This window comes from Streptomyces goshikiensis, assembly GCF_014650555.1.
In the GTDB taxonomy this organism is placed as follows: domain Bacteria; phylum Actinomycetota; class Actinomycetes; order Streptomycetales; family Streptomycetaceae; genus Streptomyces; species Streptomyces goshikiensis.
Genome location: NZ_BMVE01000001.1, coordinates 79,926 through 100,317, shown reverse-complemented (window position 1 = coordinate 100,317; position 20,392 = coordinate 79,926). Strand labels below are relative to the sequence as shown.

Annotated in this window: 20 protein-coding genes and 1 pseudogene; 19 read left to right on the top strand and 2 right to left on the bottom strand. The window is 69.9% G+C overall.

All coding sequences use genetic code 11. The annotated features are described in order from the left end of the window. The first annotated feature begins 719 nt into the window (after positions 1-719). The 10 genes from IE248_RS38525 to IE248_RS00400 all read left to right on the top strand — a co-directional run bounded on the left by IE248_RS38525 (position 720) and on the right by IE248_RS00400 (position 8,829). The gene (locus IE248_RS38525; RefSeq protein WP_350878133.1) at positions 720-905 is read left to right on the top strand and encodes a helix-turn-helix transcriptional regulator; all 186 of its coding nucleotides are present in this window, start codon (positions 720-722) and stop codon (positions 903-905) included. Continuing rightward, positions 902-1,222, top strand: coding sequence for a hypothetical protein (locus IE248_RS00440; RefSeq protein WP_190029751.1), 321 nt, complete (start codon positions 902-904; stop codon positions 1,220-1,222). Before IE248_RS38525 ends, IE248_RS00440 begins: the two co-directional genes overlap by 4 nt. Beyond that, positions 1,212-1,799: a hypothetical protein gene (locus tag IE248_RS00435; RefSeq protein WP_190029750.1), complete on the top strand. Its 588-nt coding sequence runs from the start codon at positions 1,212-1,214 to the stop codon at positions 1,797-1,799. The genes IE248_RS00440 and IE248_RS00435 overlap by 11 nt, the downstream gene beginning before the upstream one ends. Next, positions 1,786-2,169, top strand: a complete 384-nt coding sequence (locus IE248_RS00430) for a hypothetical protein (protein ID WP_190029749.1) — start codon at positions 1,786-1,788, stop codon at positions 2,167-2,169. Before IE248_RS00435 ends, IE248_RS00430 begins: the two co-directional genes overlap by 14 nt. A 256-nt stretch (positions 2,170-2,425) precedes the next feature. After that, entirely contained in the window at positions 2,426-3,346 is a 921-nt protein-coding gene (locus IE248_RS00425; protein WP_190029748.1) for a protein transporter Sec31, read from the top strand. A 114-nt stretch (positions 3,347-3,460) separates the two neighbouring features. Further along, positions 3,461-3,910, top strand: coding sequence for a hypothetical protein (locus IE248_RS00420; RefSeq protein WP_190029747.1), 450 nt, complete (start codon positions 3,461-3,463; stop codon positions 3,908-3,910). A gap of 270 nt (positions 3,911-4,180) precedes the next feature. Further along, complete coding sequence (locus tag IE248_RS00415) at positions 4,181-4,702, top strand: hypothetical protein (protein WP_190029746.1); 522 nt, start codon at positions 4,181-4,183, stop codon at positions 4,700-4,702. Positions 4,703-4,779: 77 nt separating this feature from the next. Continuing rightward, a complete protein-coding gene (locus tag IE248_RS00410) occupies positions 4,780-7,164 on the top strand; it encodes a recombinase family protein (protein WP_190029745.1) in 2,385 nt (794 codons plus the stop codon). 209 nt (positions 7,165-7,373) lie between these two features. Further along, positions 7,374-8,210: an RNA polymerase sigma factor WhiG gene (gene whiG, locus IE248_RS00405; protein ID WP_008737580.1), complete on the top strand. Its 837-nt coding sequence runs from the start codon at positions 7,374-7,376 to the stop codon at positions 8,208-8,210. A 61-nt stretch (positions 8,211-8,271) separates the two neighbouring features. After that, positions 8,272-8,829 (top strand): TetR/AcrR family transcriptional regulator, encoded by a 558-nt coding sequence (locus tag IE248_RS00400; RefSeq protein WP_008737581.1) that lies wholly within the window; start codon positions 8,272-8,274, stop codon positions 8,827-8,829. A 120-nt stretch (positions 8,830-8,949) separates the two neighbouring features. On the opposite strand, the pseudogene IE248_RS00395 reads toward IE248_RS00400, so the two are convergent. Continuing rightward, a pseudogene (locus IE248_RS00395) lies at positions 8,950-9,288 on the bottom strand (peptidoglycan DD-metalloendopeptidase family protein); the annotation flags it as partial. A gap of 251 nt (positions 9,289-9,539) precedes the next feature. Between IE248_RS00395 and rpsB the strand changes: the two are divergent. The 9 genes from rpsB to IE248_RS00350 all read left to right on the top strand — a co-directional run bounded on the left by rpsB (position 9,540) and on the right by IE248_RS00350 (position 19,369). Next, complete coding sequence (rpsB, locus tag IE248_RS00390; protein WP_073798399.1) at positions 9,540-10,448, top strand: 30S ribosomal protein S2; 909 nt, start codon at positions 9,540-9,542, stop codon at positions 10,446-10,448. 135 nt (positions 10,449-10,583) lie between these two features. Further along, positions 10,584-11,420 (top strand): translation elongation factor Ts, encoded by an 837-nt coding sequence (gene tsf, locus IE248_RS00385; RefSeq protein WP_008737586.1) that lies wholly within the window; start codon positions 10,584-10,586, stop codon positions 11,418-11,420. 162 nt (positions 11,421-11,582) lie between these two features. After that, complete coding sequence (pyrH, locus tag IE248_RS00380; protein ID WP_073776623.1) at positions 11,583-12,362, top strand: UMP kinase; 780 nt, start codon at positions 11,583-11,585, stop codon at positions 12,360-12,362. 85 nt (positions 12,363-12,447) lie between these two features. Continuing rightward, complete coding sequence (frr, locus tag IE248_RS00375) at positions 12,448-13,005, top strand: ribosome recycling factor (protein WP_008737589.1); 558 nt, start codon at positions 12,448-12,450, stop codon at positions 13,003-13,005. After that, positions 13,005-14,078: a phosphatidate cytidylyltransferase gene (locus IE248_RS00370; RefSeq protein WP_008737590.1), complete on the top strand. Its 1,074-nt coding sequence runs from the start codon at positions 13,005-13,007 to the stop codon at positions 14,076-14,078. Before frr ends, IE248_RS00370 begins: the two co-directional genes overlap by 1 nt. Positions 14,079-14,210: 132 nt before the next feature. Continuing rightward, positions 14,211-15,326, top strand: coding sequence for a dual-specificity RNA methyltransferase RlmN (gene rlmN / locus IE248_RS00365; protein WP_008737592.1), 1,116 nt, complete (start codon positions 14,211-14,213; stop codon positions 15,324-15,326). A 250-nt stretch (positions 15,327-15,576) separates the two neighbouring features. Beyond that, on the top strand, positions 15,577-16,677 hold the full coding sequence (locus tag IE248_RS00360) for a thiamine ABC transporter substrate-binding protein (protein WP_190029744.1): 1,101 nt from the start codon (positions 15,577-15,579) through the stop codon (positions 16,675-16,677). Positions 16,678-16,730: 53 nt separating this feature from the next. Then, positions 16,731-18,347, top strand: coding sequence for an ABC transporter permease (locus tag IE248_RS00355; protein ID WP_100582780.1), 1,617 nt, complete (start codon positions 16,731-16,733; stop codon positions 18,345-18,347). Then, entirely contained in the window at positions 18,347-19,369 is a 1,023-nt protein-coding gene (locus IE248_RS00350) for an ABC transporter ATP-binding protein (RefSeq protein ID WP_190029743.1), read from the top strand. The genes IE248_RS00355 and IE248_RS00350 overlap by 1 nt, the downstream gene beginning before the upstream one ends. A gap of 40 nt (positions 19,370-19,409) precedes the next feature. On the opposite strand, the gene IE248_RS00345 is transcribed toward IE248_RS00350, so the two are convergent. Next, positions 19,410-20,315: a DMT family protein gene (locus IE248_RS00345; RefSeq protein ID WP_008737601.1), complete on the bottom strand. Its 906-nt coding sequence runs from the start codon at positions 20,313-20,315 to the stop codon at positions 19,410-19,412. Between the last annotated feature and the right edge of the window lie 77 nt (positions 20,316-20,392).

Sequence of the window (20,392 nt, the reverse complement as noted above, 5' to 3'; positions counted from 1 at the left end):
TGGCACGCCCCCAGCCTCTCGACCGGGGGGCGTGCCATATGGGAACCCTCCGTGCCATATCTCGTGCCATATGACGGGGCCTTGCGCAGCGGGAAAAGCTCGCAGGCCAGAGGGGGTGTGCCATATCTGCCATATGACATGCAGCAGACGGGGTTCTTATGGCACTCGGTACGTACAAGCGCCAGGAAAGACACGTTGTAGCACGCCATATGGCAGATATGGCACGTATGGCGCGGGGTGGCACAGCCCCCAGTAACGACGAGTTTTCAGATCAGTCACGACACGTGACGGTCGGCGAAGGGTTGGCAATGAAATTTCTCAGAGCACACAGCGCAGCTGTTCTTGGTCCGCGACGTGCCAGCATCCGCACGCACGGCCTGTATGACCCGGATTGGTGTCTGGCCTCAATAACCGAGGGGCCTGGATGCGGACAGCTCGACCAGCTCTTGCGTACCGAATTTGCGCGACCCGGGTTCAACTGCATGTGGCACTGGACTGTGATTCCTAAGTCCAACGCGGCGGCGGTGGCCGACCGTTTCGCCGAGATCGGTTACGGGGGACGGGTGGTCTTCAAACTGCTGCCACCTGCTCCCAAATAAGACTTGCGCACACGTCAACTTGTCTCCCTGCTAATTATGGGGATCGCAAAGACCATGATCAGATTGTTCTAGAGATCGAGCAGATCCAGGAGGTGGTTACAGGTGTTTGACGGAACGGCTATGCGACGCATCCGGGAAGGTCGCCAAATGAGTCGTGTGGCGTTGGCTGCGAAAATCGGGCGAACCCCCTTGACGGTCAGGCGTTGGGAAACCGGAAGGGCGAGGCCGAATTCACATTCGGTGGTATTCCTGGCCCAAATCCTCGGGTGCGACGTCGAAGAGATCACGGCGGGGGTGGCCAAGTGAGCGAGTACCTGACGGCCGAGCGCGGATGGGTGGCCATTTCGAGGCACCCGAAATTCGGCACCGACGTCGACATGGTCAAGTGGTGGGAACTCGACGAGGACGGGATCAAGCCGCTCATCAAGGAGCCCGACGGCCTGATGGTCGAACCGGGACCCCACACCAGGGACGTGGTCCGGGCGACCCCGAAGGCCGCGTTCCTGCTGGCCGCCGGATACGAGCTGGAAGCGCTCGTGGAACGGGCCGTCACCGACCGGGAATTCGAGCTGATCGAGCAGGTCCGTGGCCTCCTCAAGCGGGCGTGGACCGATGGCGAATGAGCCGGACCCGGCAGGGGTCGAAGGGGAGTCGGGCGCCGCTGCCCTGGTACAGGGTCGCGCGTGGGAAGTGGTACGCCTCATCGGTCAAGGGCTCGGCCGGAATGAAATCGCCAAACTGACCGGAGTCTCGACGGCGACCGTTTCCAGAATCGCCAAGCGCAACGGAATGACCTTCGACCGGACGCAGACGGAGAAGGCGCTCAAGGCCCGAATCTCCGATCTAAATCTCCGGCAGGCCGGACTTGCCGAGGCTCTGGCCGACCGGGTGGCCGTCGCCATCGCCTACGCCGACGCGGCCACCACCTATCGCGACTGGGCCTTTGCCTGGAAGGCCATTAGCGATGCCACCCAGGCTTACCGGCGCATGAAGCCCGAGCTTACCCAGGACGACGCCATTGAAGAGGGCAAGTCGCTTATGGGTGAGCTGCTGGCGGGTATCAGGAAAGCCGCCGAGGGGATGGAGCAGCTGGAGGAAGCCGAGGCCAGGGGCGAAGAAGTGCCCGGCTGGTGGAACGAACGCAGTAACCGCTATTCAGACCCGATATCCCAGGAGGAAACCCCCAATGACGAATCGTGAATTCAGCGAGGCCAGCCACGGTCCGGCGGACACGGACGGCCCGAGCGTGGACGAACTGCGCCAATCCCTTCGCACCCGACGGATCAACCCCGCCGAGGGCTTCCACTACCGGGAGAAGGCCCGGGTCACCGACCACGAGGTCCACGAGGGCAAGCCGGTCAACGACGGCAGCCGGGGCGAGATCTCCGAGGCCGACATGGCCGAGTGGATCAAGACCGCCAGCACGCGCCAGCTCCGGCAGGCCCCCGACCTCCGCAGCTACGTGGACCAGCGCGACATGGCGACCGGCGAGGTGATCCGCACGTACGCGGACGGGCGGTCCGAAGCCGTGGCGGAAGAGGACCGGGGGCGCCGCAGCCGTCCCGTATAGGTCGTCCCGGCCTCCCGTGGTATCTCCCGCCGCACGAGACCCCCGGCCCGGTACTCGGTGCCGCCCCGGCCGTCCGAGGCCCTCGGAGATACCACGGAGCCAGCCGGTCTTCCCAACCCAGAGCGGCACCCGGAATGGGAATCAGCCCGCCCGTGCCGCCCACCACTCGGGCTGTCACGTCAGGACACAAAGCAAGGGCCGTCCCTCGCGCCAGCAAGCAACCGGGACGGCCCCCACACGGAAAGCAGACCACGCCATGAAGACCAGGAGCAAGCAGCGCACGAGGCTCGTCCCGCACGTCATCAACGGCAAGGAGCACAAGGTCGAGGAGCAGTACGAGGTTGAGTTCCCGGTCTTGCCGAAGGACTGGGATGACCTCGTCCTCAAGGCGGTTCTGGCAACGACCTGCGCGGTCATCCTCGGCGCGGTGGCCTGGTCGACCGTCAGCATCGGCGACCTGCTCAGCCAGGCCGCGCCGACCTGGGTCAGCTACCTGGTCGCCGGAGTCTTCGACCTTGCCTGGATCATCTGCATGGCCACCGAGTGGCTGAGCCGGTACGACCCCCGCAAGGCCACGCTGCCCAAGGTCGCCGGGTGGGTGGCGCTCGCCATCTCGATGGGCGCGATCTTCACTCACGGCAACGTGGCCGGGTCGGTCTGGGTGGGCGTGTTCGGCGCGGTGGTGTCGGCCCTCGCCAAGGGCATGTGGCTGGTCGTCATGAGGCACACGGCCCGAGACCTGGACGGCAAGGCGCGTCAGTGGGTGGAGGCCGAGACCGCCGAGGTGAACGCGCAGCTCGCCATGATCACGGTCACCCGCCAGCTGAACCGGACCCGGGCCCGAGCAGCCGACGAGCTGGCGGCCCTGGGCCAGCCGAGCACCCTCGTGGTGGAGCGAGCAGCCCCGAGCACCGAGCACGAGCACCCCGAGCAGGCTCGTCCGGTGCTCGCCCGGCCCGAGCAACAGGCGAGCACACCCCCTCTCACCGAGCACGAGCACCGAGCAGCTACCCCGAGCATGGCCGAGCTGGCGCGCGAGCAGCTCGCGAGCGGCACGAGCAGGCCGGACGTCGTGGCGAGCATCCTCCAGGCCATGCCGACTGCCAAGCCGGAATCCGTTAAGGCCGAGGTCCGCCGTCAGGCCAAGAAGCTCGACGGCACCGGCCAGTACCTCTAATCACGCATAAGTGTGGGGCCGACTCACTGGTGAAAGTCGGCCCCACAACGCCCCCCGCTAAAAGGGCACCCCCAGGAAAGCACGCATGTTGGGGTGGCCGGAAGGGATGCCCAGATGGGCGCCAAGATATTCCGCCCGGAATTCAAAACTCGCGACGGCAAGAAGGTTTCGTTCGGCGCGAATTACACCCACAACACGAAGGCGAAGCGGCGGGCTGGCCTGACCAAGGCTGGCCGCCCCCGGCCGGTCGCCGGAGCCCCCGGGGCCACCGCGCGGCCGTTCCGGTTCTGGTCCTCGCCCTGGCTCACCGCCGGGTGCACCGTGGCCTGTGGCGGGGCCTACGCCTACGCCCGACTCGGCCCGGTCCTGGGCTCGATGGCCCTGGCTGCTGGGCTGTACGTCGGCTACCGGGTCGCGCGGTGGGTTGTGGGCGAGGTGGCCCACTGGCGGGTGAAGGCCCGGCAGATCCGGGGCGGGCAGGTGGCCCAGTTCGCCAGCGAGGCCCCGCCGCCCGCCGTCCATATCCCGGCTGAAACCGTGAATTACGGCGATCACGGCCGGTAATTGTAGCTGTGACTGTGGCCCGTGCCCGGACACCCCCTCTCGCCGGGGATGTGTCCGGGCACGGGGGGTATGGAGGGGGTGCCACAGAGACAGTTACAGCTACAGTCACAATTACGCGTCGTGACAATTACGTGCCGTGAATTGTGGTGCGCGAAAAGGCTTTGTGACGCCCATTCTCCGCACCAACTTGTGTCCCGCGCAAATCGGCTGATTTAATTTACCTCATAATTCCGGACAGGCCGGAATTCGGGGAATTCAGGGGAGAATGAAATGGCCGCCAACACCACCGCCAAGAAGACCGCCACCGAGCCCACCCGCTGCGAGTGCAGCCGGTACAGCGTCCTGGTCAACCTGCGGGACGTGGACGGCGACCTGGCGTGGGACGAGGAGCTGACGACCGGCTGCACCGCCACGACGGCCCGGGTGTTCGCCCCTGGCCACGACGCCAAGCTCAAGAGCGCGCTGATCCGCTGGGGCGCCGAGGGCCACGACGTGATCCGGGACGGCGACGGCGTGAACACCACCGCCGACGCGGCCACCCACGCCAGCAAGTTCATCTTCGCCAACATGGTCACCGCCGGGATCAAGCGCGCCGAGGACAAGGCCGCCGCCAAGGCCACCCGCGCAGCGGCCCGAGCCGCCAAGAAGGTTGCCGCCAAGGTTGAGCCGCCCGTCGAGGTCACCGCCAAGGTGGGCCGCTGGGACCGGGTCGGCACCGTGCAGGGCGACACCTTCACCTACACCGACGGCATGGGTGCGACCAAGACCACTACCAAGTTCCGGCTCATCTGACCGCAGGCAGCCAGCGGCCCGGCGAGGGGTGGAGCCCTCGCCGGGCCGGATCACCGAAAGAACAGGACTCGATCGGCATGGCCCAGCGAAACACGGACGTTCTCGGCATCGCAATGGGAGTCATCGACCGCGTGGCGCAGCCCGCGCTGCGGGCGGTGGACTACCTCCGCGTAAGTACAGAGGAGCAGGCCAAGGGGTACGGCATTGCCTACTCCGGCAAGAAGACCACCCGGCACATTGCCCGCAAGGGGTGGGACCACGTCGGGACGTACTCCGACGAGGGCGTCAGCGGCTCCCTGGAGGCGGCCGACCGTGGCGACCTCGCGCGGCTGATGGAGGACGCCCACCGGACCCCGCGCCCATTCGACATGGTGGTCGTCAACGAGGGTCGGGCCATCGGGCGCACGGGTCGGGCGTTCTGGCGCTGGGTCTGGGCGCTGGAGGACCTCGGGGTGTACGTCGCCGTTGTAGAGGATGACTACGACAACAGCACCTCCGAGGGTCGCAAGAAGATGCGGGCCGCCGCCGACTACGCCGAGACCGAATACGAGGTCATCCGCAAGCGCACCCAAGGCGGGTTGCAGGAGAAGGCCGAGGAAGGCGGGTGGCCTGGCGGTCAGCCGCCCTACGGGTACAAGATCTGCTGCCAGGGGCAGAAGGGGAAATCACACCTCGTCCAGTGCGAGGCTGAGGTTCTGGTCCTGCGCGCCATGTGGGGGCTGGTTGTCGAAGACGGGATGAACACCAACGAGCTTGCCGAGCGGCTGAACGTCCTTGGCCTCCGTACCCGTGCGGGTGGTCTGTGGTCGGCCGCCAACGCTCGGGCCAAGCTGCTGTCCGAGTCCACGCTGAATGCCCGCGTGATCTTCCGAAACCCCAACCGGACCAAGGCCGGGCATGGCGCCAAGTTCAACCGTGACGGCACCCCCGTCAACGGCCAGACCGTCATCATCAAGCTAGACCCGGTGTTCACCCCGGACGAGGTGGCCGACCTCAACCGAGCCATGGGGCGGCTGGCCAACGGCACGCCCAAGTCCAAGCCGCACGGGTACCCCCTGTCGAAGCGTCTCTTTAATACGTGCGGTGCGCACTCGGTCGGCATGAAGCGGACCAGCCGACCAGGGCGCTGGTACCGGTGCTCCGGCAAGGCGTCGAAGTTCCCCGGCGACCCGAAGTGCACGTGCGACATGGTGGACGCCGACGCAATTGAGGGCGCGGTCTGGCGCGACGTGGTCGAGCTGCTGGGCGACCCCGCCCGGCTCAAGGCGATGGCCGCCGAGTGGGTCGGGATGGCGGCTGGCGACCAGGTGCAGCACGCCGACCGCATCGCCGACTTCGACCGACAGATCGCCAACCTGGACCGGGCTATCACGACCACGGTCAAGGACTACGCCAAGGCAGGCTTGCCCGCGTCGGCCATTGCCGAGGTGACAGCAGCCCTGATCGAGGAGCGGCGACAGCTCGCCGACATTCGCGCCGAGGCTGCCGCCTGGTTGGAGGAGACCGAGGCCACCGAGCGGCGTGCACGGGACCTTGAGGCGCTGGCCACGGTGGCGCGCACCCGGCTGGCGGACATGACCCCGGCGGAGCAGACCGAGGTGCTTGCCCTGCTCGACGTGCGGGTCACCATCACCGGCCCGGTGCCCAAGGCCAAGCTGGGGCTGGCCTGCTCCATGACCGAGTGGTTCAAGGCGAACGGGCGGCTCGTCCCGCCGACCCTGACCGACGAGGCGTGGGCCCTGGTCGAGCCGATCGTCAAGGCGTGGGAGCCGGAGCACCCGAACCGGAGGCTCGTCCCCGGGCGGCTGATGCTCGACGCCATGTTCCACAAGGCGCGGACCGGAGTCCGGTGGGCCGACCTGCCCGAGCGGTTCGGCGGGTGGAACGGCGTCCACACCCGGTACAAGACGTGGGCCAATGGAGGGGTCTGGGATCAGATCATGGCGGCCCTGCCCGACGCGGGCACCGTGGTCCCCGCGCTGGACCTGGTGCCCCCGCTGCGGGTGGAGGGCCGCGTGGACCCCCGTGTCCTGGCGGACGGGGCCGGAGCCGAGCCGGTACCTGCCGGAATGGGCGTGCCCGGCCCGGCCACCAGCGGTCTCTCCGCCGGGGTGCACGAACTGCTGCGCGGCGAGGCGGTGCTCGTCACCGACGCCGCCGAGGTCGTCGAACTGGTCGGCGGCATCGGCGAGCTGGCTGCCGAGCGGCGCGGCCCGGTGCTCGCCCGGGACCTGCTCGACCCGGAAACCGCCCGGGTCCTCGAAGCCCTCCCGGCCGGCCGCCCCGCGCAGGTGGCGGAGGTGGCCCTCGCCGCGGCCACCGGTACCGATGAAGTCATCGGCAGACTGTACGAACTTCACTCTCTGGGGTTCGTCGAACGGCAGGGCGACGGCTGGCAGTTGGCCGGGCAGACACCTGGAAGAGGCACGCAAACGGACACCCCCCGGCGAGGCGGTCGTTGACCTGGGGCGTTCCGGTGAAAGAGTGAAGCCGATGAGAGACGCGGTCTTCCCGGTGGCGGTCACCGGGACCGAGCGCCAGGCGCCGGTCCCGGGTCGCCCGCGCGGGTCCGGACGCCCCAGCACCTCCGCGCGATCCCGTACTCTTCGCGCACCGCGACACTTCCGTCACGCTGCGTTCCCAAGGAATCCCGCTCCGGCAAAGGCGAAGCATGCCCCAGCACACCTCAGGGTCTGACCGCGCTGCGGTGCCCCCCGCTGCCCGTGGCAGCGTGCGGTCCACCGCACCCTCGTCCCTGGAGGCGCTCTGGCGCGCGTACAAGGAGTCGGGTGACGAGCGGCTGCGGCAGCAGCTGATCCTGCACTACTCGCCCCTGGTGAAGTACGTGGCCGGCCGGGTCAGCGTGGGCCTCCCGCCCAACGTGGAGCAGGCCGACTTCGTCTCCTCCGGGGTCTTCGGGCTGATCGACGCCATCGAGAAGTTCGACATCGACCGCTCCATCAAGTTCGAGACGTACGCGATCACCCGGATCCGGGGCGCGATGATCGACGAACTGCGGGCGCTGGACTGGATCCCGCGCTCCGTCCGGCAGAAGGCGCGGGCCGTGGAGCGGGCCTACGCCACGCTGGAGGCCCAGCTGCGGCGCACCCCGACGGAGTGCGAGGTCGCCGACGAGATGGGCATCGCGGTCGAGGAACTCCACACCGTCTTCAGCCAGTTGTCCCTCGCCAACGTGGTCGCGCTGGACGAGCTGCTGCACGTCGGCGGGGAGGGCGGGGACCGCCTGTCGCTGATGGACACCCTGGAGGACACCGCCGCCGACAACCCGGTGGAGGTGGCCGAGGGCCGAGAGCTGCGCCGGCTGCTGGCGCGGGCGATCAACACCCTGCCCGAGCGCGAGAAGACGGTGGTGACCCTCTACTACTACGAGGGGCTCACGCTGGCCGAGATCGGCAACGTGCTCGGCGTCACCGAGAGCCGGGTGAGTCAGATCCACACCAAGTCGGTGCTGCAACTGCGCGCGAAGCTGGCGGATGTCGGGAGATGACGGCGATCGGTCTTGCGCACGTCCGTAGAGTGGACGTGTGCCCAGGATTCGAGCGGCCTCCGTGGCCGAGCACCGGTCGATGCAGCGCGGCGCCCTGTTGGACGCCGCGCGTTCCCTGCTGTCCGAAGGCGGGACGGAGGCGCTGACCTTCCCCGCCCTCGCGGAACGGACGGGCCTCGCCCGGTCGTCCGTGTACGAGTACTTCCGCTCCCGCGCGGCCGTGGTCGAAGAGCTGTGCGCGGTGGACTTCCCCGTCTGGGCCGCCGAGATCGAGGCGGCGATGGAGCAGGCGGAGGCGCCGGAGGCGAAGATCGAGGCCTACGTGCGCAGCCAGCTGGCGCTGGTCGGGGACCGGCGGCACCGGGCCGTGGTGGCGATCTCGGCGAGCGAGCTGGACGCCGGGGCGCGGGAGAAGATCCGCGCGGCGCACGGCGGGCTGGTCGCGATGATCGTCGAGGCGCTGGGGGCGCTGGGGCAGCCGGAGCCCCGCCTCGCCGCGATGCTGCTCCAGGGCGTCGTGGACGCGGCGGTCCGGCGCATCGAGCTGGGCGCGGCCGAGGAGCCCGAGGTCGTCACGCGGACCGCCGTCGCCATGGCCCTGCGCGGCGTCACGGGATGACCCGGCGGGCGGCGGCGCCGCCGGCAGCAGGCGCGGCGTGGGCCGGGGGAGCAGGGTCAGCGGGTTGAGGTAGGTCTCGCCCGCCAGCAGCCCCCAGTGCAGGCAGGGCGCGGAGCAGTGGGCGCCCTCGGTGAGGACCGCGACCACCTGGCCCGCCGCCACCTCCTCGCCCTCCGTGACCAGTGGCCGGACCGGCTCGTACGTCGTCCGCAGCCCGCCGGGAAGGGTCAGGGAGAGGACCCCGCGCCCCGCCACCGGCCCGGCGAAGTGCACCCGCCCAGGGCCTGCCGCGCGGACCTCCGCGCCCACCGGGGCCGCCAGGTCCACGCCGCGGTGCCCGGCCGCGTACGGCCCCGGCGGCGGGTCCCACCACCGGACCACGGCCAGCGGCGCGGGCAGGGGGCGCACCCCGGGGGCGGCGGCCAGGGCCAGGAGCAGGCTGAGCAGCAGTGTCGTCATGCCCCCCAGCGTCCCCGCCGGCCCCCGCGGCCCGCCCGCGCCTGTGGACGGACCGGCCGGTGTGGACAAGTGCGTCACCCGGCATACCGCCGGGTCCCGTACACTTCTTGTGGCGATCCGGGTCACCGGGTCGACTTCGCACGCCCCAGCAGCGGCCGGTCAGGCCGCGTGCCAGCACCTCTCGGTCCCCTCTTCGGGGGCAGGGCGCAACGGGGCGTCAGGAACCAAACCGAGAAAACAAGGAGATGGCCATGGCCGTCGTTACGATGCGGGAGCTGCTGGAAAGCGGCGTCCACTTCGGTCACCAGACCCGCCGTTGGAACCCGAAGATGAAGCGCTTCATCTTCACGGAGCGCAACGGCATCTACATCATCGACCTGCTGCAGTCGCTGTCGTACATCGACCGCGCCTACGAGTTCGTGAAGGAGACCGTCGCGCACGGTGGCTCCATCATGTTCGTCGGTACCAAGAAGCAGGCCCAGGAGGCCATCGCCGAGCAGGCGACGCGCGTTGGTATGCCGTACGTCAACCAGCGGTGGCTGGGTGGCATGCTCACCAACTTCTCCACCGTCTACAAGCGCCTCCAGCGTCTGAAGGAGCTTGAGGCGATCGACTTCGAGGACGTCGCCGCCTCGGGTCTCACCAAGAAGGAGCTCCTGGTCCTCTCCCGCGAGAAGATCAAGCTGGAGAAGACCCTCGGTGGTATCCGCGAGATGTCGAAGGTTCCCAGCGCCGTCTGGATCGTCGACACCAAGAAGGAGCACATCGCGGTCGGTGAGGCGCGCAAGCTGCACATCCCCGTCGTCGCGATCCTCGACACCAACTGCGACCCCGACGAGGTCGACTACAAGATCCCGGGCAACGACGACGCGATCCGCTCCGTCACCCTGCTCACCCGCGTGATCGCCGACGCCGTCGCCGAGGGCCTCATCGCCCGTTCCGGTGCCGCGACCGGTGACTCGAAGCCGGGCGAGAAGGCCGCCGCCGAGCCGCTCGCCGAGTGGGAGCGCGACCTGCTCGAGGGCGAGAAGAAGGCTGACGACGCCGAGGCCCCCGCGGCCGACGCCGCCGCCGAGGCCCCCGCCGCCGAGGCTCCGGCCGCTGAGGCCCCGGCCGCCGAGGCCACCGAGGCCCCGGCCGCCGACGCCGAGCAGGCCTGACCCACTGAGAGCGCCCGGCGTTCACGCGCCGGGCACTCACAGCACGGACGATGACGGCGGGGGAGCCGCGCGACGAGCGCGTCTCCTCCGCCGTTCACCCGTAGATCTACGACTTCGAGAGAGAATCACAGACTCATGGCGAACTACACCGCCGCTGACGTCAAGAAGCTCCGCGAGCTCACCGGCGCCGGCATGATGGACTGCAAGAAGGCCCTGGTCGAGTCCGACGGCGACGTCGACAAGGCTGTCGAGGCCCTGCGCATCAAGGGTCAGAAGGGCGTCGCCAAGCGCGAGGGCCGTTCTGCCGAGAACGGCGCCGTCGTCTCCCAGATCAGCGACGACAACACCTCCGGCGTCCTCGTCGAGCTGAAGTGCGAGACGGACTTCGTCGCCAAGGGCGACAAGTTCCAGGCCGTCGCCAACCAGCTGGCCGCGCACGTCGCCGCCACCTCCCCCGCCGACATCGAGGCGCTCCTGGCGTCCGAGATCGAGGCCGGCAAGACCGTCCAGGCGTTCGTGGACGAGGCCAACGCCAACCTCGGCGAGAAGATCGTCCTGGACCGCTTCGCGCAGTTCACCGGCGGTTACGTCGCGGCGTACATGCACCGCACCATGCCCGACCTGCCGTTCCAGATCGGTGTCCTCGTCGAGCTCGACAAGGAGAACGCCGAGGTCGCCCGCGGCATCGCGCAGCACATCGCCGCGTTCGCGCCGAAGTGGCTCTCCAAGGACGACGTCCCGGCCGAGGTCGTCGAGTCCGAGCGTCGCGTCGCCGAAGAGGTCACCCGCGCCGAGGGCAAGCCCGAGGCCGCGCTCCCGAAGATCGTCGAGGGTCGCGTCAACGGCTTCTTCAAGGACAACACGCTCCTTGGCCAGGCGTACGCCCTGGACGCCAAGAAGTCCGTCCAGAAGGTTCTGGACGAGGCCGGTGTCACCCTGACGCGCTTCTCGCGCATCAAGGTCGGCATCTGAATCCGTCCGTACGCGACGGACACCGGACCCCGGTAGGGTCTGAAGCAGTCGTCCGCGCTCGCGCAGGACGACCGCAGATCTGACGAGGAGGCCATTGCCGTAGAGGGAACCGCAAGGACCCACCGGCAATGGCCTTCTTCGTATGTGCACGAGGAGATCTCCATGAATCAGGGCGTAGACCCCCACACCGCTTCCGACGACAAGAGCGACCACGAGCAGAAGGGCCGCCGCTTCATGCTGAAGCTGTCGGGCGAAGCCTTCTCCGGCGGTGGCGGACTGGGTGTCGACCCCGATGTCGTGCACGCCATCGCCCGCGAGATCGCGGCCGTGGTCCGCGACGGCGCGGAGATCGCGGTCGTCATCGGCGGCGGCAACTTCTTCCGCGGCGCCGAGCTCCAGCAGCGCGGCATGGACCGTGCCCGCTCCGACTACATGGGCATGCTCGGCACCGTCATGAACTGCCTCGCCCTCCAGGACTTCCTGGAGAAGGAGGGCATCGACAGCCGCGTCCAGACCGCCATCACGATGGGCCAGGTCGCGGAGCCGTACATCCCGCTGCGCGCCGTGCGCCACCTGGAGAAGGGCCGCGTCGTGATCTTCGGCGCCGGCATGGGCATGCCCTACTTCTCCACCGACACCACGGCCGCCCAGCGTGCCCTGGAGATCGACGCCGAGGCCCTGCTCATGGGCAAGAACGGCGTCGACGGGGTCTACGACTCCGACCCGAAGAAGAACCCCGAAGCGGTGAAGTTCGACGCGCTGGAGTACAGCGAGGTCCTCTCCCGCGATCTCAAGGTCGCCGACGCCACCGCCATCACGCTGTGCCGGGACAACAAGCTTCCGATCCTCGTCTTCGAGCTGCTCGCCGAGGGCAACATCGCCCGCGCCGTCAAGGGTGAGAAGATCGGCACGCTCGTGAGCGACCAGGGCACCAGGGCCTGAGCAGTCGGCTGCCGGGCCCGGCCCCGTCGGGGCCCGGCCCGCCCGCCCGCCTGAACCATCCATATCTGACATGCAGGAGCACGTGGTGATCGAAGAAATCCTCCTCGAGGCCGAGGAGAAGATGGAGAAGGCCGTCGTCGTTGCGAAGGAGGACTTCGCCGCGATCCGCACCGGTCGTGCGCACCCGGCGATGTTCAACAAGATCGTGGCGGACTACTACGGTGCCATCACGCCCATCAACCAGCTCGCCTCGTTCGCGGTTCCCGAGCCGCGCATGGCGATCGTGACGCCGTTCGACGCGTCCGCGCTGCGCAACATCGAGCAGGCCATCCGCGACTCCGACCTCGGTGTCAACCCGAGCAACGACGGCCGCATCATCCGGGTGACCTTCCCCGAGCTGACGCAGGACCGCCGCAAGGAGTACATCAAGGTCGCGCGCACCAAGGCCGAGGACTCCAAGGTCTCGATCCGCGCCGTCCGCCGCAAGGCCAAGGACGCCCTCGACAAGCTCGTCAAGGACAAGGAAGCCGGCGAGGACGAGGTGCGCCGCGCCGAGAAGGAGCTCGACGACACCACCGCCAAGTACGTGGCGCAGGTCGACGAGCTGCTGAAGCACAAGGAAGCCGAGCTCCTCGAAGTCTGATGAACGACTCTTCCTGGCAGCCGGAGCCGGTTCCGGCGGGTCCCGCATACGATGCGCAGGTGGGCCCGCACACTCGGCCCATGCCCATCGTGCCCGATGCCGCCGGCCGTGACTTCGACGACCGGGAAGCACGCGATCGGGGGGCCGCCCCGCGTGGCGGTCCCCTCTTCCGCGACGAGACGCCGCCGCAGGAGCCCATGCCCAGCCCCCCGCCTCCGTCCTCGCAGGCACCGCAGAACGACTCGCCCCCGCCGAAGAAGCGGGCGGGGCGCGACCTGCGGGCCGCCATAGGGGTCGGCGTCGGCCTCGGCGCGGTGATCTTCGCCTCCCTGTTCATCGTGAAGGCGGTCTTCGTCGGCGTCATCGCCGTCGCCGTCGTCGTCGGTCTGTGGGAGCTCACCTCCCGGCTCCAGGAGCAGAAGGGCATCAAGGCCCCGCTGGTCCCGCTGGCGGTGGGCGGCGCCGCCATGGTCATCGCCGGATACGTGCGCGGGGCCGAGGGCGCCTGGGTCGCGATGGCGCTGACCGCGCTGGCCGTACTCGTGTGGCGGATGACCGAGCCGCCCGAGGACTACCTCAAGGACGTCACGGCGGGCGTCTTCGCGGCGTTCTACGTGCCGTTCCTGGCCACGTTCGTCGCGATGCTGCTCACCGCCGACGACGGTCCGCAGCGGGTGGTCACCTTCCTGGTCCTGACCGTGGTCAGCGACACCGGGGCGTACGCGGTCGGCTGGCGGTTCGGCAAGCACAAGCTGGCGCCGCGCATCAGCCCCGGCAAGACCCGCGAGGGGCTCTTCGGCGCGGTGGCCTTCGCGATGGCGGCCGGCGCCCTGTGCATGGAGTTCCTCATCGACGGCGGCGCCTGGTGGCAGGGCCTGCTGCTGGGCCTCGCGGTCGCGGTCAGCGCCACCCTGGGCGACCTCGGCGAGTCGATGATCAAGCGGGACCTCGGCATCAAGGACATGGGCACGCTGCTGCCGGGTCACGGCGGCATCATGGACCGGCTGGATTCCCTGCTGCCGACCGCCCCCGTGGTCTGGCTGCTGCTGGCCGCTTTCGTCGGCACCGGCTGACCGCACCCGGTCGGGTTATCCTGGAGGGCGCGCCGTGTGCATGCGGCGCGCCCTTTCCGTCCAGCGGCCGAGCCGCGGACCGGCCCTGCACGCGCGGGGTGATCCCCACCTCGTCGCACTGAGGAGTACCGCATGGCCCCCCGTCCCGCTCCGGGTGAGCTCACCTTCGTCGCCCCCCGCGGTGTGAAGAAGCCGCCCCGGCACCTGGCCGACATGACCCCGGCCGAGCGCCGCGAGGCGGTCGCCGCGATCGGTGAGAAGCCGTTCCGGGCCAAGCAGCTCTCGCAGCACTACTTCGCCCGCTACGCGCACGACCCCGCGGAGTGGACCGACATTCCGGCGGCCTCCCGGGAGAAGCTCCAGCAGGAACTGCTGCCGGACCTGATGAACGTCCTGCGGCACATCAGCTGCGACGACGACACCACCCGCAAGACCCTCTGGAAGCTGCACGACGGCACGCTCGTCGAGTCCGTGCTGATGCGCTACCCCGACCGGGTCACCATGTGCATCTCCTCGCAGGCCGGCTGCGGAATGAACTGCCCGTTCTGCGCCACCGGCCAGGCCGGTCTGGACCGCAACCTGTCGACCGCCGAGATCGTGCACCAGATCGTCGACGGCATGCGCGCCCTGCGCGACGGCGAGGTCCCCGGCGGACCGGCCCGGCTGTCGAACATCGTCTTCATGGGCATGGGCGAGCCGCTGGCCAACTACAACCGCGTCGTCGGCGCCATCCGCCGCCTCACCGACCCCGAGCCCGACGGCCTCGGCCTGTCGCAGCGCGGCATCACCGTCTCCACCGTCGGCCTGGTCCCGGCCATGCTGCGCTTCGCCGACGAGGGCTTCAAGTGCCGCCTCGCCGTCTCGCTGCACGCTCCGGACGACGAGCTGCGCGACACCCTGGTGCCGGTGAACACCCGCTGGAACGTCCGCGAGGTGCTGGACGCGGCCTGGGAGTACGCGGAGAAGTCCGGCCGCCGGATCTCCATCGAGTACGCCCTGATCCGGGACATCAACGACCAGGCCTGGCGCGGTGACCTGCTCGGCAAGCTGCTCAAGGGCAAGCGGGTCCACGTCAACCTCATCCCGCTGAACCCGACCCCGGGCTCCAAGTGGACCGCCTCGCGCCCCGAGGACGAGCGGGCCTTCGTCGAGGCCATCGCCCGCCACGGCGTCCCGGTCACCGTGCGTGACACCCGTGGCCAGGAGATCGACGGTGCGTGCGGCCAGCTGGCCGCCTCGGAGCGCTGAATTTCGGCCTGGCCTTGCATATTCGGCCACGGGGTACCCTGTGGCCGAACCAATTGCATATTCCGACAGGGGAGCGCCACAGCGCTGAGAGTGCGGGACCGTCATCCGCAGACCCTCTGAACCTCGCCCCGGTCATTCGGGGTAGGAAGTTCGGTCATCACTCAAGCTGTTGCGCCATGCCCGGCGTCCGCTCGAACAGAGCGCCGGGCATGGCCGCGTCTTCTCCTGGACATCCCAGGAGGAATCACCAGTGAGCACCACCAAGAAGATCGCGGGTGCCGCGCTCGCGGCCGCGATCGGCGTCAGCACGCTCAGCGCCTGCGGCGGCGGCGACGCCAAGGACAAGGCCGCGGGCGCGGGCGACGCCCCGAAGTCCAAGACCGTCACGCTCGTCTCGCACGACTCCTTCAACGTGACCGACACGGTCCTCAAGGAGTTCGAGCAGCAGAGCGGCTACACCGTGAAGGTGCTGAAGTCCGGGGACGCCGGCGCGGCGCTGAACCAGGAGATCCTGACCAAGGGCTCCCCGCGCGGCGACGTCTTCTTCGGCGTCGACAACACCCTCCTCTCCCGCGCCCTCGACAACGGCATCTTCACGCCGTACGAGGTCAAGGGGCTCGGCGAAGTGAAGCCGGAGTACGTCCTCGACAAGGAGCACCGGGTCACCCCGGTCGACTCCGGTGACATCTGCGTCAACTACGACAAGCAGTACTTCGCCGACAAGAAGCTCGCCCCGCCGCAGACGCTGGACGACCTGGTCAAGCCGGAGTACAAGAACCTGCTGGTCACCGAGAACGCCGCGACGTCCTCGCCCGGCCTCGGCTTCCTGCTCGCCTCCGTCGGCAAGTACGGCGAGGACGGCTGGAAGGACTACTGGAGCAAGCTCAAGGCCAACGGCGTCGAGGTCGTCGACGGCTGGGAGCAGGCCTACAACGAGCGCTTCTCCGGCTCCGCGGGCGGCAAGAAGGCCAAGGGCGACCGTCCGCTGGTCGTCTCCTACGCCTCCAGCCCGCCGGTCGAGGTCCTCTACGGCGAGCCGCAGCCGGTCGAGGCCCCGACGGGCGTCTCCACCGGCACCTGCTTCCGTCAGGTCGAGTTCGCGGGCCTGCTCAAGGGCGCGAAGAACGAGGCGGGCGGCAAGGCGCTCCTGGACTTCCTCGTGGGCAAGAAGTTCCAGGAGGACATGCCGCTCCAGATGTTCGTGAACCCGGTCGTCAAGGACGCGAAGCTGCCGGAGCTGTTCACGAAGCACGGCGTGGTCATCGAGAAGCCGGAGAACGTGGCCCCGGAGACCATCGCCAAGAACCGTGACCAGTGGGTCAAGGCATGGTCCGCGCTCGTCGTGAAGTAGTACGGGAGAGCCCGAAGGAGAGCGCGCGGGCCACGCTCGTCAGGCTCGCCCTGATGGCGGTCCCGCTCGTCTTCTTCGGGCTGTTCTTCGCCTACCCCGTCGCAGCGATCGTCGGGCGCGGGCTCAAGACGCAGGACGGCTGGCAGTTCGGCCGGATCGGCGAGGTGCTGGCCCGGCCCGACATCGCCGACGTGCTCTGGTTCACCACCTGGCAGGCGCTCGCGTCGACGGTGCTCACGCTGCTGATCGCGCTCCCCGGCGCGTACGTGTTCGCGCGCTTCGAGTTCCCCGGCAAACAGCTGCTGCGGGCGGTGGTCACCGTTCCGTTCGTACTGCCGACCGTGGTCGTCGGCACCGCGTTCCTCGCGCTCGTCGGGCGGGGCGGGCTGCTGGACGAGATGTGGGGCGTCCGGCTCGACACCACCGTGTGGGCGATCCTGCTCGCGCACGTCTTCTTCAACTACGCCGTGGTGGTCCGGACGGTCGGCGGCCTGTGGGCGCAGCTCGACCCGCGCCAGGAGGAGGCCGCCCGGGTGCTCGGCGCCGGGCGGTTCGGCGCCTGGCGCCGGGTGACGCTGCCCGCGCTCGGGCCGGCGGTCGCCGCTGCCTCGCTGATGGTGTTCCTGTTCACCTTCAGCTCCTTCGGCGTCGTACAGATCCTCGGCGGACCCTCGTACTCCACGCTGGAGGTGGAGGTCTACCGGCAGACCGCGCAGCTGCTGGACCTGCCGACGGCCGCCGTGCTCACCATGGTGCAGTTCGCGGCCATCGCCACGATCCTCGCCGTGCACGCCTGGACCGTGCGCCGGCGGGAGACCGCCCTGCGCCTGGTCGACCCGGGCCGGACCGCGCACCCGCCGCGCGGCCTCGCACAGCGTTCGCTGCTGGGCGGGGTGCTGCTGACGGTGGCCCTGCTGATCGTGGCCCCGCTCCTGGTGCTGGTCGAGCGGTCCCTCGACGCGCCCGGCGGGTACGGGTTCGGCTTCTACCGGGCCCTCCAGGACGCGGGCGCCGGCGGCGGCACGTTCCTGGTGCCCCCGCTGGAGGCGATCTGGAACTCCCTCCAGTACGCGCTGGCCGCCACCGCCATCGCGCTGCTGATCGGGGGGCTCGCGGCGGCCGCCCTGACCCGGCGCGCGGGCCGGTTCGTACGCGGCTTCGACGCGCTGCTGATGCTCCCGCTGGGGGTGTCGGCGGTGACGGTCGGCTTCGGCTTCCTGATCACCCTCGACGAGCCGCCGCTGGACCTGCGGACCTCGTGGATCCTGGTGCCGCTGGCGCAGGCGCTGGTCGGCGTGCCGTTCGTCGTACGGACGATGCTGCCGGTGCTGCGCGCGGTGGACGTCCGGCTGCGGGAGGCGGCGGCGGTGCTCGGCGCGTCGCCGCTGCGGGCGTGGCGCGAGGTGGACCTGCCGTTGGTGCGGCGGGCCCTGCTGATCGCGGCCGGCTTCGCCTTCGCGGTCTCGCTGGGGGAGTTCGGCGCGACGGTCTTCATCGCGCGGCCGGACCGCCCGACGCTGCCGGTGGCCGTGGCGCGGCTGCTGGGGCGGGCGGGGGAGATGAACTACGGGCAGGCGATGGCCCTGAGCACGATTCTGATGCTGGTGTGCGCGGTGTCCCTGCTGGTGCTGGAGCGACTGCGACCCGACAAGACCTCGGGAGAGTTCTGATGTCACTGCTTCGGCTGGAGGGGGTCTCGGTCCGCTTCGGGGAACGCGCGGTCGTGGACGAGGTGGACCTGGAGGTCGCCGAGCACGAGATCGTGTGCGTCCTCGGACCGAGCGGAAGCGGCAAGTCCACGCTGCTGCGGGTGGTGGCCGGGCTCCAGCCGGTCTCGGCCGGCCGGGTGCTGCTGGGCGGCGCCGACCAGGCCGGGGTGCCGGTCCACCGGCGGGGCGTGGGCCTGATGTTCCAGGACCACCAGCTGTTCCCGCACCGGGACGTCGGCGGGAACGTCGCCTTCGGGCTCCGGATGCGGGGCGGGGGCCGGGGATCGTACGGGGCCCAGGTCGCGGAGCTGCTGGAGCTGGTGGGGCTGCCCGGCGCCCAGGGCCGGGCGGTGGCCTCGCTGTCGGGCGGTGAGCAGCAGCGGGTGGCGCTGGCCCGGGCGCTGGCGCCGTCGCCGCGGCTGCTGATGCTGGACGAACCGCTGGGGCAGCTCGACCGGGGGCTGCGGGAGCGGCTGGTCGTGGAACTGCGGGGGCTGTTCTCCCGGCTGGGGACGACGGTCCTGGCGGTCACGCACGACCAGGGGGAGGCGTTCGCGCTGGCCGGCCGGGTCGTGGTGATGCGGGACGGGCGGATCGCGCAGGCCGGGACCCCGCTGGAGGTGTGGCAGCGCCCGGCCTCGGAGTTCGTCGCCCGCTTCCTCGGCTTCGAGAACGTGGTCCCGGCGACGGTGTCCGGCGGGGCGGCGGTGACCGCGTGGGGGAAGGTCCCGGTGCCGGCCGGGTCCCCGGAAGGGGAACGGAGCCTTCTGATCCGGCCGGCCGGGGTGGTGCTCGCGGCGGCGGGGCTGGGCTGCGAGGTGCTCTCGCGGACCTTCCGGGGTACGCACGTGGCGCTGCTGCTGCGGCCGGAGGCGGGTCCCCCGCTGGAGGCGGAGTGCACTCTCGCGGGGGCGCCGGCCGTCGGGGACCGGGTCGCGGTGACCTTCGCCCCGTCCGAGGTGGTCGTCCTCCCGCCGGCGTGACCGCGGCGCGGAACGCCCCGGACGCCGGCGGGGACGGGACCTAGGCGACCGGGGCCGGTTGCGGGGAGTCCGTCGTGGATTCGGCGCCGTCGTGGTTGCCGTACCAGGCCACCGCCACCGCGCCGGTGACGGCGAGGACGAAGCCGAGGACCGCCAGCCACGCCAGGCCCGGACGGGACGCGTCGCCGAGCCAGAGCACGCCGATCGCGCCGGGGAGCACCGTCTCGCCGACGACCAGGGCCGCCGTCGCGCCGTTCACCGAGCCGATCTGGAGGGCGACGGTGTGCAGGTACATGCCGCCGACCCCCGCCAGCACGATGGCGTAGAGCGCCGGGTCGGACAGCAGGCTCCCCAGGCCGAACGGCTCGACACCGTTCAGGATGCGCACGCCGACGCCGAGCGCGCCGAAGGCGAGGCCCGACAGCAGGCCCGCCAGGATCGCCGCCCGGGCGCCCAGGAACCGTACGGCCACCGTTCCGCCCACGATGATCAGCAGCGTCACGCCGAGCAGCCACCAGTGGGTGGACATCGGGGCGTGATGCCCGCCCTCGTGCCCGGCGGCCGTGGCCAGCAGCACCAGCGCCGCGCAGACCACCCCGATCGAGGTCCACTCCTTGCGGGTGAGCCGGATGCCCAGCATCTTCACGCTGAGCACGGCGGTGATCACCAGGTTGGCGCTGATCACCGTCTGGGACAGGAACAGCGGGAGCAGCCGGGCGGCGAGCGCGCCGAGGCCGAAGCCCACGAAGTCCAGGATGGTGCCGACGATGAACTCCCAGGTCATCGCCGCCTTCGCGGTGGAGGACAGGTTCGGTCCGCCGTGCTGGGTCACCCCCGCGGCGGCCGGGGACATCCGGGCCGCGCGCCGGGATCCCACGGCTTGCAGGACGGACCCCGTGCCGTAACAGATGGACGCCGCGATCGCGGTCAGCAGGCCTATGAGCACCGAGGGCTCCGTTCACGTCTGGCAGGTTTTGCGGTTTGATTACCTAAGGCAGACGTGCGATCGGGCCCCGGAGTTGC

Bases quoted from the DNA above. Each gene is read 5' to 3' on its own strand.
- IE248_RS38525 (WP_350878133.1), top strand. From the start codon at position 720: ATGCGACGCATCCGGGAAGGTCGCCAAATGAGTCGTGTGGCGTTGGCT.
- IE248_RS00435 (WP_190029750.1), top strand. From the start codon at position 1,212: ATGGCGAATGAGCCGGACCCGGCAGGGGTCGAAGGGGAGTCGGGCGCC.
- IE248_RS00430 (WP_190029749.1), top strand. From the start codon at position 1,786: ATGACGAATCGTGAATTCAGCGAGGCCAGCCACGGTCCGGCGGACACG.
- IE248_RS00425 (WP_190029748.1), top strand. From the start codon at position 2,426: ATGAAGACCAGGAGCAAGCAGCGCACGAGGCTCGTCCCGCACGTCATC.
- IE248_RS00420 (WP_190029747.1), top strand. From the start codon at position 3,461: ATGGGCGCCAAGATATTCCGCCCGGAATTCAAAACTCGCGACGGCAAG.
- IE248_RS00415 (WP_190029746.1), top strand. From the start codon at position 4,181: ATGGCCGCCAACACCACCGCCAAGAAGACCGCCACCGAGCCCACCCGC.
- IE248_RS00410 (WP_190029745.1), top strand. From the start codon at position 4,780: ATGGCCCAGCGAAACACGGACGTTCTCGGCATCGCAATGGGAGTCATC.
- whiG (WP_008737580.1), top strand. From the start codon at position 7,374: ATGCCCCAGCACACCTCAGGGTCTGACCGCGCTGCGGTGCCCCCCGCT.
- rpsB (WP_073798399.1), top strand. From the start codon at position 9,540: ATGGCCGTCGTTACGATGCGGGAGCTGCTGGAAAGCGGCGTCCACTTC.
- tsf (WP_008737586.1), top strand. From the start codon at position 10,584: ATGGCGAACTACACCGCCGCTGACGTCAAGAAGCTCCGCGAGCTCACC.
- pyrH (WP_073776623.1), top strand. From the start codon at position 11,583: ATGAATCAGGGCGTAGACCCCCACACCGCTTCCGACGACAAGAGCGAC.
- IE248_RS00370 (WP_008737590.1), top strand. From the start codon at position 13,005: ATGAACGACTCTTCCTGGCAGCCGGAGCCGGTTCCGGCGGGTCCCGCA.
- rlmN (WP_008737592.1), top strand. From the start codon at position 14,211: ATGGCCCCCCGTCCCGCTCCGGGTGAGCTCACCTTCGTCGCCCCCCGC.
- IE248_RS00355 (WP_100582780.1), top strand. From the start codon at position 16,731: ATGGCGGTCCCGCTCGTCTTCTTCGGGCTGTTCTTCGCCTACCCCGTC.
- IE248_RS00350 (WP_190029743.1), top strand. From the start codon at position 18,347: ATGTCACTGCTTCGGCTGGAGGGGGTCTCGGTCCGCTTCGGGGAACGC.